At 46.6% G+C, this 13,077-nt stretch carries 12 protein-coding genes; all 12 read right to left on the bottom strand.

Features of this window, described 5'->3' with window-relative positions; all coding sequences use genetic code 11:
• Positions 1 to 250 precede the first annotated feature (250 nt).
• Positions 251 to 790: a ReoY family proteolytic degradation factor gene (locus ACQCVE_RS01680; RefSeq protein ID WP_426844011.1), complete on the bottom strand. Its 540-nt coding sequence runs from the start codon at positions 788 to 790 to the stop codon at positions 251 to 253.
• Positions 791 to 862: 72 nt separating this feature from the next.
• Entirely contained in the window at positions 863 to 2,134 is a 1,272-nt protein-coding gene (locus tag ACQCVE_RS01675) for a tetratricopeptide repeat protein (protein ID WP_426861389.1), read from the bottom strand.
• A 15-nt stretch (positions 2,135 to 2,149) separates the two neighbouring features.
• Positions 2,150 to 3,058 (bottom strand): hypothetical protein, encoded by a 909-nt coding sequence (locus ACQCVE_RS01670; RefSeq protein WP_426861388.1) that lies wholly within the window; start codon positions 3,056 to 3,058, stop codon positions 2,150 to 2,152.
• Between the two features lie 307 nt (positions 3,059 to 3,365).
• A complete protein-coding gene (gene aroA, locus ACQCVE_RS01665) occupies positions 3,366 to 4,649 on the bottom strand; it encodes a 3-phosphoshikimate 1-carboxyvinyltransferase (protein WP_426861387.1) in 1,284 nt (427 codons plus the stop codon).
• A gap of 11 nt (positions 4,650 to 4,660) precedes the next feature.
• A complete protein-coding gene (locus tag ACQCVE_RS01660) occupies positions 4,661 to 5,764 on the bottom strand; it encodes a prephenate dehydrogenase (RefSeq protein ID WP_426844007.1) in 1,104 nt (367 codons plus the stop codon).
• A gap of 64 nt (positions 5,765 to 5,828) precedes the next feature.
• Entirely contained in the window at positions 5,829 to 6,911 is a 1,083-nt protein-coding gene (gene hisC / locus ACQCVE_RS01655) for a histidinol-phosphate transaminase (RefSeq protein ID WP_426844006.1), read from the bottom strand.
• Positions 6,912 to 6,926: 15 nt separating this feature from the next.
• Positions 6,927 to 7,727, bottom strand: a complete 801-nt coding sequence (trpA, locus tag ACQCVE_RS01650) for a tryptophan synthase subunit alpha (RefSeq protein ID WP_426844005.1) — start codon at positions 7,725 to 7,727, stop codon at positions 6,927 to 6,929.
• A complete protein-coding gene (gene trpB, locus ACQCVE_RS01645) occupies positions 7,693 to 8,922 on the bottom strand; it encodes a tryptophan synthase subunit beta (RefSeq protein WP_426844004.1) in 1,230 nt (409 codons plus the stop codon). Before trpB ends, trpA begins: the two co-directional genes overlap by 35 nt.
• Entirely contained in the window at positions 8,900 to 9,553 is a 654-nt protein-coding gene (locus tag ACQCVE_RS01640; protein ID WP_426844003.1) for a phosphoribosylanthranilate isomerase, read from the bottom strand. Before ACQCVE_RS01640 ends, trpB begins: the two co-directional genes overlap by 23 nt.
• Positions 9,550 to 10,308 carry an indole-3-glycerol phosphate synthase TrpC gene (gene trpC / locus ACQCVE_RS01635; RefSeq protein WP_426844002.1) on the bottom strand — a complete coding sequence of 253 codons (759 nt, stop codon included), beginning with the start codon at positions 10,306 to 10,308 and terminating at the stop codon, positions 9,550 to 9,552. Before trpC ends, ACQCVE_RS01640 begins: the two co-directional genes overlap by 4 nt.
• Positions 10,301 to 11,320, bottom strand: coding sequence for an anthranilate phosphoribosyltransferase (gene trpD, locus ACQCVE_RS01630; protein WP_426844252.1), 1,020 nt, complete (start codon positions 11,318 to 11,320; stop codon positions 10,301 to 10,303). Before trpD ends, trpC begins: the two co-directional genes overlap by 8 nt.
• On the bottom strand, positions 11,289 to 12,827 hold the full coding sequence (trpE, locus tag ACQCVE_RS01625) for an anthranilate synthase component I (RefSeq protein WP_426844001.1): 1,539 nt from the start codon (positions 12,825 to 12,827) through the stop codon (positions 11,289 to 11,291). Before trpE ends, trpD begins: the two co-directional genes overlap by 32 nt.
• Positions 12,828 to 13,077 lie beyond the last annotated feature (250 nt).

Below are 13,077 nucleotides of genomic sequence, written 5' to 3'. Positions count from 1 at the left end.
TGCAGGAATACCTGCCAATGTACTGAGCACTAATAGGACAGCAGCAAAAGATGAGAACAATCCCCTTATTTTCCCCTTCATACTCTTCCCCCTAAGATCGTTTGTGAAATCGCTTGCACTTGCAAACGTTTTCATTTTCATTTTTACACGTTAATGGGATAAAAGCAATCGCTAGCAGAAAATTGAGAATATTTTACCGCCCACTAAAAAAAGCAAGATAAAAAGCCCTCAAAAATCGAGGACTTTCACCCTATTTTAGCGCGTTAAGCCTGCCGGTCAGTTCTTTAAACGCTTCTTCGTCATGACGGTCCAGTGCTTCATCTATCATGAGCAAAAGCTTATCCTTCTGATAATTTTGAATGGCACTCTCAAGGACGCGTTCTGCAATGATCCGGTCTTTCTCATTCCCGTTTAAATGCTTCGGCATAAAGGGGTTGGCTTCCATAACGGCTGCATATTGCGGAGATTGATAGGAAGACCGGAAATTTATCTGGATATAAAGTTCTTCATCACGGTTCAGGCGGATGTCATGGAAAGATTTCTCAGCATCCGTAGTCATGACATTTTCTTTGTAAAACCTGAACGGCACCTCCTCTACACAATGGGTAGACATGATGATCCCGCGCGGGCAGTATTGGGCCTGTTCAACAAAATGAACCTTTTCCATCAGAGCATCATGGCTCATCAGGTAATTCAGAATCCAGACACACTCTCTCCGCTTCAGCTGATAGTGATTTAAAAACCATCTGATAAAATCCTTCTTCTCATGGACAGAAACAGGGGTCATCATCGTAGTTCCCTCCTCTGCTAAACATTTCTTTATATGAAAATTTCAACATTATGAATTCAAAATCCTGCCTGATCAGCTCTTAAATTCGTCTTCTAATTGCATCAATAATGCTTCGATTTCGACATTAGCCGGATCAATCATGAGGATTCTTCTGAATAATTCAATCGCTTTTTGGCGATTCCCTTCCTCGATAAGGAAGCGGCCGTACTCTTCAAGGAAATCTGTCTGGTCCTTAAAAAATTTATATGCGCGTTCATAATAGTCTGATGCCTGTGAAAATTTTTCCGTTTCGTTGTAGCTTTTACCAAGAAGCCAGAAATACTGCGGATCTTCTTCTTCAAATTTCATAACCTCTGTAAGCAAGTCGATGATTTCCTCATACTGCTCCTGATGCTGATAAAGATTAGCCAGGGTGAGAACCGCTTCCGCATGGCCTGGATCTATGGCTGCTGCTTCCTTTAATAAAGAAGCCGCTTGATCCGGCTGGTTGTTCTTAAGAGCAGCTTTCCCTGCATACAAAAAGAGCTCTTTGTTCATTTCGTCCTGTCTGATTCCTTCAAGCGCTGCTTCAAGGCTTTCCTGCACCATTTCCTCTTCTTCATAGGCTCTGGCTAGAGGCAAATACAGGGACGAAAATTCCGGGTCAAGCTCTTTTAGCTTCTCCAGCTGATGAATGGCTGTTTTTGCTTGCCCTGCCCTTAGTGCGGCGATACCGAAACCAAACAATGCATGCAAATCCAGTTTGTCAGATAACGCTTTTTCGTAGTAGGGCAAAGCAGCTTCAAACTCACCTGACCCGCTCAGGGCATCGGCAAGCCGCTGGTTAATGTCCACTCCGGCAAATGAGTCTCCGGCAGAAGCAGCCTGCTTGTAATAGGCAACGGAAGAGTGGTCATCACCGCTGTGAAAATAAAATTCTCCAAGTGCGAAATCGATCAGGGGTTCATCAGGAAGCAGTTTTTTGGCCTCCTTAAGCTTCCTCTCACTGACCTCCTGCAAGCCCTGCAGCTGATAAAGATCGGCTTGAAGCAGCAGCGCCTGAGGATAAGCATCGTCTCCTTTATCGATCTGATCGAGAATGGCAATCGCTTCATCCTCCTGCTCCAGATCAATATAGGCTTCTGCCATGAGCAATGAAATGTCTGTTTCCCGGGGATAAAGAAGATGAAGATCAGAAAGCAGATTCAGAGCTTTGTCGGGCAAACCCCACTCATAATATTTATCTGCCAGAAGAAATTTTTCCTCATCATGTAACGTACCTTCAAGGATCGTAAGCTGTTCGAGCCCTTTTTCGGCATCTCCGTTTTCAACTAGGGTAATTGCATCGGTTAAAGTTACTGCCAAGGTCCATGTTCCTTTCTATATGAGGGACAGGGGGCTTGAATACGAGGAGCGTATCACAATATGCTTTTCCTCACCGAATCCCGGCTTAAAAAATACAGCCTGTCCGGCCTTCAGCACCCTGCCTCTTTGAATTGATATGGTTGGAATATGATTATCATAATCGAGATGCGGCTTTGTTTCAACCGAATCGCTTAAGGTGTTTTTTGTAAAGAGGTTATAGTCCGCGTCCCCATTCAGCCGGACCCTCCCTTTTTCAGGATCAATACCGAGAGTCCTGAGGTCTGCTATCTTTAGAGGCTGGAGTGGATGGATGGAGTGCGGGAGCACCGGAATGCCTGTCCTGCCCATAAATGCGCTCCATTGCCTGTCAAGCTTAGGATTAGGTTCCCGATGATTCCAGAAAGGAATAAAGGTGACAGGATGCAGGTAAAGAGCATCTCTAAGCCATGGCCATGTGAAGGATTGATAGACTGATTCATTGTTCAGCTCTGCAAAAATCAGTGAAATCTGCTGTTTTTTCGCTTCATAGATGAAGGAGGGGGTCAATGATTTGATTGGACATTTTAAAGCGAGGTAATGGTCTGCAGGGGCATTAATCAGAATCTGCCTTCTTTTTGCCGTTTTGACTGCTATTTCTTTTGACCTGTTGACGGGGATGATGGAAATAAAGCAGGTGCACCCCCTTCCAAGTACATTGTTTTTCATATGCTCCTTAAAACTTGCAAATGACTGATCCTCTTCTGTACAGGAATCCAGCATCACCTGCCCTCCCGTCATGACATAATCTTCTAAATTGACTTTCATACAGTGGAAGCGGTCTAATTGACTCCTAATCATTCTAAAGCGGTCTGCTTCTATCAGAATGGACGCCGGCTTGGTTTTCCCTTCCCTCCACAGCAAAACATGATCCAGAATATATGCCATCTTTTCCTCCCGGGGTCCCTTTTAAGACAAGCTATGCGGATCCGGAAGAAATTATGAATGACAAACACTGCCATTAAACGTTTTTTAAAAGAGCTCCACATGAAATCTTTCCGGGTTGCTTCCCGGGAATTCCGACGTTCTGGCGAGCTTGCCAGGAATTCTTCCGACCATTCACACGGCAAGAGAAAGGCCCGGCTTTTTCTGCAAGCCAGGCCTTTCAATTCTTTTATAACGCCTTCTGTCCTCATCACCGCAAATTTATTTTCCGGTTCCTTTTCTATCCGCCTCTTTAATTTGTGGGATGTCCTTACTGCTGGACCCTATCCAAATCACTGAAGAAGCCTGGATAAGAGACATTTATTGCCTCAGAACCTTCGAGCTCCAGAGGATTTTCAGTCAAGCAGGAGGCGATGGCGAGCATCATCCCGATCCGGTGGTCGCCGTGGCTTGACACCTTTACTCCGCCTTTAAGCTTCGTCTTCCCATGGATGATCATTCCGTCATCCGTTGCTTCTATATCTGCGCCGATCTTTTTCAGCTCGTTTACCACTGTATCAATCCGGTTCGTCTCTTTTACTTTCAGTTCCTCAGCATCCTTGATTACCGTTTTTCCTTCTGCTTGCGTTGCCATCAGAGCAATGATTGGAATTTCATCTATCAGCTTTGGAATTAAGTTTCCTTCAATAACCGTCCCTTTGAGCCTGGACGTTTCAATCTCTAAGTCTGCAATTGGTTCATAGGAGTCCGTTTTATGCTCTGTTACCTTCAACGACGCTCCCATATTTTTTAGCACATCCAGGATTCCATCTCTTGTAGGATTCGTGCCGACTCTCTTCAGGAGCAGCCTGCTGTCAGGTACGGACGCTCCCGCAGCGAGGAAAAATGCAGCAGATGAAATATCTCCGGGTACTTCGATGTTTGCGCCTTTCAAGGTTTGACCGCCTTTGACCGATACAGTAAGCCCTTCCTCTATCACCTCTGCCCCAAACGACTTCAGCATGCGTTCCGTATGGTCTCTTGATTTATGCGGCTCTGTCACTTTAGTCCATTCCCCGTCCGTGCTCAGCCCTGCCAAAAGAATCGCTGACTTCACCTGGGCACTCGCCACTTTTGATTCAAAATCGATACCTTTTAACGTTCCGCCTCTAACAGACAGCGGAGTAAAGTTCCCTCCTGCCCTGCCATCAATTGCAGCCCCCATTTGTTTCAGCGGCTCTGTCACCCGTTTCATCGGGCGCTTCGCAATCGATTCATCCCCCGTAAGGCAAGTATGAAAAGAAGTGCCTGCCAGCAGGCCTAATATCAGCCTTGTTGTCGTACCGGAATTTCCCGTATCCAAAAAGCTTTCTGGCTCTTTCAGCCCGTTTATGCCGCTGCCTGAAACAGACACGTTCGTACCATTTATTTCGATGTCCGCTCCCATTTTGCGGAAACAGGAAATGGTGCTCAAACAGTCAGCACCGTTTAAGAAGTTGCTGATTTCTGTTTTCCCCTCCGCAATCGAGCCGAACATAACAGCGCGATGAGATATGGATTTATCGCCGGGTATAGATATTTCTCCTTGAAGGCCTCTGCCTGATTGAAGTATCATCTCGTTTCCTCCTAGCCGAAAAACGTCCCATAGGTTGTGTATTTTTCCATGCATTCTTTGGCGCGCTCCCGGTCCGCTTCTCTTTGAAAGCTGATCCGGAGTACGCCGTTAATGTCTTCCCTCGTCTCAATGATCCGGATATTTGTTATGCTGATTTTTTCCTTTGCAAGATAACCTGTAATTTCGGAAATGACCCCTGGGTAATCCGGAACATCAATGTATAAATCATAAAATGAAGGAATCGCGCCTTGCTGTTTGACCGGCAGACCGTCACGGAACTCCTTCGCTCTGTGGAAATATTGATGGATGGCGCCTTTATCTTCTTCTCTTATGAAATTCCGGATCTCTTCCATTTCGGCAAGCCAGCTGTCAAAGAGAGTCAGCATGTGTTCTTTATTTTGAAGAAGAATATCCCTCCACATACCGGGACTGCTTGATGCGATCCTTGTGATGTCCCTGAATCCGCCGGCAGCAAGTCTCCTTGTCATCGGCTGGTCTTCTTCATGTTTTACAGCCTGATGGACGAGGCCTGCCGCTATAATATGGGGAAAGTGGCTGATCACTCCCGTTACCAAATCATGCTCATCAGGCTTCATCAATACAAAATTGGCTTTCGTCCCATTTAATAAGTGCTTCAGTTGTTCTATGTAGGGCTGCTGTCCATCACTTACCGGACAAAGCACATAAAAGGCATTTTCAAATAGATGTGATTTTGCCGCAGCAACTCCGGATTTATGAGATCCGGCCATCGGATGGCCTCCTATAAAAATGATGCTTTCCGGAAAAATCCGGCTGGCATGGCGCCCGATCTTCTCTTTTGTGCTCCCTGAATCTGTAACAATGACCCCCTTTTTCAGAGGGAGCCTGCTTAATTCATCCATAATCAGCAAAGTTTGCTCAACAGGTGCTGAAAGGATAATAACATCTGCTTCAGATGCTCCTTCCTGAATGGAGGGAACAGTGCGGTCGATCACTCCAAGTGTCACGGCAAGTCTTGCCTGTTCGTCATTGATGTCATAGCCGGTAACTGTACAGGCGGGATGCTCCTTTTTAACAGCCAAACCTAAGGAGCCGCCTATCAGTCCCAGCCCGATTAAGAAAATGTGGTTGTTCATTAAGGCACTTCCCATCATCAAGTAAAAAAAGTGTATATAAAAGAGTTTCCTACAATTCAGCTTCCTATTGAAGAAACGTTTTTAATAAATCAATAATTTCCTGATTCTGCTCCCTCGACCCTACCGTTATGCGCAAAGAAGTAGGAAAGCCGAGGGCTGCACCTGATCTGACAATATATCCGCGCTCCAAAAGCCGCTGGAACAGGTGGTTGGCATCCATGCTGAAATCAATGAGAATAAAGTTTCCTTCCGACGGATAATAGGAAAGATTCATCTCTTTACAAAATGTATAGTATTGCTGCAATCCTTCTTTATTCTGCTCCCTGCACGCCTTGATGAACTCCTGATCATCCAGCGCAGCAAGCGCAGCAGCCTGAGCAATTCTACTGGTGTTGAACGGTTCTCTGGCCGGTTCAATTTTTCGGATAAATGCTTTGCTTCCGATGCCGAAGCCGATTCTCAATGCCGCAAGCCCATAGGCTTTCGAAAAGGTCCGAAGAATCATAACGTTCTCATGCGTATCCAGATACTGCAGAGATTCCGGGAAGTCCTCCGCTGTTACATACTCGTAATAGGCTTCATCCAAAACCACAAGGATTGATGGGGGAATCTGCTTAAGAAAGTTCTCCAGTCTGGTTTTGTTCACATAATTGCCTGTCGGATTATTTGGACTGCAAATCCAGACTACTTTTGTGTATTCGTCGATGGCATCCAGCATGGCATCCAGGTCATGCTCTCCCGCTTTTAGCGGGACTTCCCGGATTTCAGCATTTTCAATCACTGCATTGTGCCTGTATTGGGGGAAGGTTGGAGTGGCCATAACCGTGTTGGATTGATGGTCAAGCAATGATCTGCAAATAATCTGCACCACTTCATCTGAACCATTCCCAAAAATGAGCTGGTCTTTGTCTACGCCGAGGCTCTCTGAAAGTTTTTCTCTTAATGCAGCGCTGTATCCGTCCGGATAAAGCGCAAGCTGGCTGATTTCTCTTTCAATCGCTGCTTTTGCATCGGGAGAGCAGCCGTAGGGATTTTCATTTGAAGCCAGTTTTATAATCCGTTCCAGTCCATACTCTTTTTTCACTTCATCAATCGGCTTACCGGGCTGATATGGTTTTAAATCAAGAAGCTGGCTTTTCACTTCCATTGCAAACACCCTTCCCTAAACAGTTTGTGCAAATAATCCCGCAAATTCCTTCACCTGCTGAAGTGCTGTTTTTCGTCCATGTTCAGACAGAAGGTCTTCATGAAGTTCCTCCAGCTTTCGGATCAGAGCACTTCCTACAACGACTCCGTCCCCTATTTCATTCATCTTCAGCGCCTGCTCACCGGAGGAAATTCCAAATCCGACGGCTACAGGAATCGGGGAAATGGCTTTTACTTCTTTAATAAAACGGAAGACCTCTTCATCAAATTCTTTTCTCTCTCCCGTGACCCCAAGGGAGGATACACAGTAAAGAAACCCATCCGAAGCTTCAGCAATTTTCTTCAGTCTCGATGAAGAAGTCGGTGCCACCATAGAAATAAAATAGATATTTTCTTCTTTGCAGCGGCTTCTAAGCTGCTCATTTTCTTCATATGGGAGATCCGGGACAAGCAGTCCATCCACGCTATTTTCGCGCATTAAAGCGAAAAAGTTTTCTTTTCCCAATTGTAACACAGGATTATAATATGTGAATAGAATGACTGGGATTTTCACTCCATTTTCTCTCATGACCGGGACAAGCTCCATGGCTTTTACAATGTTCATTCCTTGCTTTAAGGCTCTCGCCGAAGCACGCTGAATGACAGGTCCATCCGCTAAAGGATCTGAATAGGGGATGCCAAGTTCAATTGCCGCTGCGCCCGCCTCCTGCAGGGCAAGCGCAATGTCAACTGTCGCCTCAGGTGAAGGATCTCCCGCTGTGATAAATGGGATAAAAAGCTTGTTATTTTGCTCCAATTGAGTCTGAAAGTAATTCATCCTGATCCACTTCTCCTTTCAATGCTTTCATTAGCGTGTGAACATCTTTATCCCCGCGTCCTGAAAGACAGACAAGCACGGATTCGTCCGGACTCATTTCCGCTGCTGCCGTAAATGCTTGAGCCAGCGCATGGGCTGATTCGATGGCCGCCAGCAAACCTTCTTCCTTCGCCGTTTTATGAAGGGCATCGAGTGCCTCCTGATCTGTCGCAGACACGTATTTCACTCTGCCGGTTTGGGCTAGATGAGCGTGCTCGGGTCCAACCCCTGGATAATCCAGTCCGGCTGATATGGAATAAGGTTCAATGATTTGCCCGAATTCATCCTGAATTAAATAAGTGAGGGAACCGTGTATAACCCCGCTCGTCCCTTTCGTAATCGTGGCCGCGTGAAGCGGTGTATCGATTCCTTTACCGGCTGCTTCCACACCGATCAGTTCGACCTCATCATGAAGAAATGGATGGAACATCCCAATCGCATTGCTCCCCCCTCCTACACAGGCAATCACTTTATCCGGAAGTCCGCCGGTAACCGCGGCAAACTGCTTTTTAGCTTCCTCGCCGATTACTTTCTGGAAATCCCGGACCATCAAAGGATAAGGATGAGGACCTACGACAGAACCAATCATATAGAAATGATCCTCACAATGCTGCACCCAGTAGCGTATCGCCTCATTTGTTGCATCTTTAAGTGTTTTGCTTCCGGAGTGAACCGGGACCACCTCTGCACCGAGGAGTTCCATTCTAAAGACATTCAGCTGCTGCCGTTCTACATCCTCAGCCCCCATAAATACTTTGCACTCCATTCCAAACTTGGCGGCTACTGTAGCTGCAGCAACACCGTGCTGGCCGGCTCCGGTTTCTGCAATCAGCCGGGTTTTTCCCATTCGTTTTGCAAGGAGCGCCTGACCAATCGCATTATTGATCTTATGGGCACCGGTGTGATTCAAATCTTCCCTTTTCAAATAAATGGCAGCTCCGCCTACTGACTTGGTCAGATTCCCTGCGTAAGTGAGTGCGGTGGGCCTGCCGGAGTATTCTTTTAATAACCTTACATACTCCTGGCTGAATTCTGGATCCTGCTTCGCCTCCCTGTATGCGGTCTCCAGCTCTTCCAGCGGTTCCATCAGCGTTTCCGGAACAAATTTTCCGCCAAAGTCTCCGTATCTGCCTCTACTGTCCGGATACATAATCATCCACCCTTTTCTCGAAATTTTTGATCATTTCAGCGTCCTTGCTGCCGTTCCGTTCTAAACCGCTGGCAAGATCTATGCCACCTGGCTTCCTGTCTAATAGCTCTTTTACATTCGCCTCATGAATTCCTCCTGCAATAAAGCAGAATTTCCCCAATTTTTCAGCTTGCCGGACGTAATCTCCGCAAGCAGACCAGTCAAACGCAATGCCTGTTCCTCCCCACGCCCCCTGTACTTTGCTGTCTATTAAAAATCCGTCTGTATATGGGGCGTAGTGCTCCATTTTTTTACATGCATCCGCATCATGGCGGATAGCCTTCCAAACTTTTGTTTGGCTTGAACCCTTGAATGCTTCCAAAAATTCCGCAGATTCTTCGCCATGGAATTGAACTGTGTCCAAGTTAAGGGTTTTACAGGCTAGAATTGTCTCCTCCAAGGAAGGATTCACAAACACCCCGACCAGCTTCTTTCCGCCGCGGCCACATTCACTGATCCATTTCCTGACCTCTTCAGGCTCTGTTCTCCTCTTGCTTTCAGCAAAAATAAAACCAATATAATCTGCTCCGGAGCCAAGAGAAAGTCTGTAATCTGCTTTGCTTTTATTTCCGCAGTACTTCAGGAGCGGCCGCTTCATCCCTGAACACCAAATAATTCCCGCACTGCAGCCTCCTGATTGCTTTGCCTCATAAGCGATTCGCCTACAAGAACAGCATCGGCGCCGTGACTGCGGACCAGTTCAAGGTCAGAAGGCGAATGAATGCCGCTCTCACTTACGAGAAGCGCTCCATCCGGGATATACCCTTTAAACTCCCCCGCTTTCTTGATATCCGTTTGGAAAGTGGCTAGATCGCGATTGTTAATCCCGATCAGATCAGGAGTTATTTGCTTTAAAATTTTTTCCAGAACAGGAACGGAGTGAACCTCTACCAATGCATCCATTCCAAGTTCGGCTGCATGTGCGAATAGCTCGGCAAGCAGGGCAGGATCCAGGGCTTCACCGATCAGCAGAATCGCATCTGCACCAATCAGGCCCGACTCTTCAACCTGAAGGTGATCCAGGATAAAGTCCTTTCTTAAAACAGGGAGCGCTGTTTCCCGTTTCGCTTCGGATAGATAATGGTTCGCTCCCTTAAAGAACGCAGAGTCTGTCAGGACGGATAAACAGTCAGCTCCTCCGGCTTCGTACTGCTTTGCGTGAACGGCGGGAAAGAAATCCTCTTTAATGATCCCCTTTGAAGGCGATGCCTTTTTCACCTCGGCAATGAGTCCCAATTTCCGGTTCGGATTTTTGAGAGCCTCATAGAATGAACGCTTCGGCAGCTTTTCGTCATCAGGTTTCTGATAGTTTTGTATTTCTGTCTTTTTATGTTCAAGAATCCTGCTAAGCATACTTTTCCTCCTTTTTCATCTGCAACCGCTCCAGCTGAGCAAATGCCCTGCCTGATACAAGCGCTTGCCCGGACAGGCTTACACCTTCCTCTATTGTTCCTGTATATCCGGCTGTGTAGAGAGCTGCTCCGGCGTTTAGTGAAATAATATCTTTTACTGCCTGCGGACCCCTGTTAAGAAACGCCTCCCGGATCATTGAGGCACTTTCTGCCGGGTTATCTGCTTTCAATTCCAAAGGGTTGCCTCTGCTCAAACCAAATTGCTCCGGCTGAATCCGGTAGCGGCTGATCGAGCCGTTTTTCACTTCCACTACTTTTGTTTCACCCGTAACGGTTATTTCATCAAGGCCATCCAAGCCGGTCACAAGCAGCGCATGGTCTGTTCCCAGGTGTGTTAAGGCTTCTGCCATCAGCTCGGCATACCTCTCAGAAAAAACACCTATTACCTGTTTTTTTGCATTTGCAGGATTCGCGAGCGGACCAAGGACATTGAATGCGGTCCTGAACCCGATTTCCTTTCTTGGATTTACTGCATGCTTCATAGATGAGTGGAACAATGGGGCAAACAGAAAGCCCATATGGTTTTCCTTTATTGACTCCGCCGCCTGCTGCGCTGTCCCGGCTGCACGGATTCCGAGTGCTTCCAATACGTCAGCGCTCCCGCTGCTTGACGTAAATGAGCGATTCCCGTGTTTAGCCACCTTCACTCCAAAAGAGGAAGCAACGATTGCTGCCGATGTTGAGATATTAAAAGTAGAGGCGTGGTCACCACCGGTTCCGCACGTATCGACTGCGTTTTCAAGTCCTTCTATTCCAATCATTTTTTCTTTCATCGCTTCTGTAAACCCGACGATTTCCTCTGCCGTCTCTCCGCGGAGCCTCAAAATAGATAAGAAGCTGGCAATCTGGCTCGGAGTTGCGCGGCCGCCCATTATTTCAAGCATCGCTTCTTTCGCTTCCCCTCTTGAAAGGAGGGAGCCTTCAACGGCTTTGGATAGGATGATTTTCATAATTTGCCTCCTTGCCGAATTGCTCGTTAGCCAATTCGATTGCTTTAATCAGCGCGCTTGCTTTACTGCGTGTTTCTTCCCACTCATTTTCAGGGATTGAATCCGCCACAATGCCTGCTCCGGCCTGAACATAGGCTGTTTGATTTTTTACAACGGCTGTCCGGATTGTAATGCATGAATCAATATTTCCATCAAACCCGATATAAGCAATACTGCCGGCATACTGATTTCTCGCTGTTGGCTCTAGCTCCTGCAGAATTTCCATCGCCCTGATTTTAGGAGCTCCTGAAACAGTGCCGGCAGGAAAGGAAGCGAGCAGGGCTTCGGTTGGGTGAATTCCTTCTCTGATATTCCCGGTCACTTTTGAAAGCAGATGCATCACATGTGAGAAGTAAGTCAGCTCCATATAATTTTCCGTTTTAACAGAATGATAGGCAGCCACACGGCCAACATCGTTTCTGGCGAGATCGACGAGCATGAGGTGTTCGGCTTTTTCCTTTTCGTCTGCGAGGAGGCTCTCAGCCAGCTCCAAATCCTCCTGTCTGTTCCTGCCCCTCTTTCGGGTTCCGGCAATCGGATGAATTTCCAGATGGCCATTCTGTACATGGATCAGCCTTTCTGGAGAACTGCCGACGATTTCAGTTTCTCCGAACTTTAAGTAAAACAGGTACGGGGAAGGATTAACCTTCCTCAAAATCCGGTAAAGTTCAAAGCCATCCGCATACAAGGGGATTTCAAAGCGCTGGGATAAAACAGCCTGAAAAACATCTCCAGATGATATATAGCCTTTGATTTTTTTCGTTTTTTCAATAAATTCACTCTTCGTCATATTCGTTTTCACTCGCTCGAAACTGACGTCTCCCCGTTGATCAAAGGCAAGGAACAGCTCTTTAACCGGGTCAAAATGTTCCAGCTGAGCGAGCAAGCCGCTTATACTGTTTTTCGCTCGTTCAAAGCTTTCCTCGAGCTCCTGTCTTTGCTCCTTGCCATTTAAAAAGCTGAATTCTACAAAATAAAGCTGATTATTCTTATGATCCATTGCGATATAGGTGCTGCAGACAGCGAGCCTGCACATTGGATCAGCAGGACGAGAATCCGGATGCCTCGGGATTTTTTCAAATAAACTGATCGAGTCGTATCCAATGTAGCCAACGGCCCCGCCCCTGAATGGAATAGGCAGTTCAGGAAGTTTAATCTGCAAGGATTGATCCAGATGCCGGAATATGTCCGGGAGATCTGATGAAGTGAATCTGACTGTTCCATCCTTCTCCTTGATGACAAATAAGCTGTTTTCCTCTTCGATCGTCATGAGAGGATTCAAGCCGATAAAGGAGTAGTTTGACCAGTCGGATTCCCGGTCACTGCTCTCCAGAATATAAACAGCCTGCTTCTTTAATGCGCTGAATACTTGAATAGGGGTTAAGGTATCGATTTTGTAGGACTGGACAACCGGAATGGTGCGGTAGTCCACTGCATCTTGTAAAAATGAGGGTAAATCTGTATGGTTCACTCCTGGTTCCTCCTCTTTTTGCAGAGGAGAATGGGTTGAGCATATAGAAGGTAAAACGTATTTGTCCGGGGAGGATGCGGTACATGCTAGAACAAAATAAGCCCAAAGGCACACATTTGTGTGACTTTGGGCAGCATAGTCCGTATCTTGGACAAGAAAAAGTATTCCTCAGCTATACTCACTCATTCTCTGCTACCCTAAACTCTGCTCTGGTCTTGCTCTCTCTGCTCTAACTCTTTCTTGTATCTTA

Origin of the sequence: Metabacillus sp. 113a (assembly GCF_050107635.1) — a bacterium.
Classification (GTDB): Bacteria; Bacillota; Bacilli; order Bacillales; family Bacillaceae; genus Metabacillus_B.
This window is presented reverse-complemented; position numbering and strand designations above follow the sequence as displayed.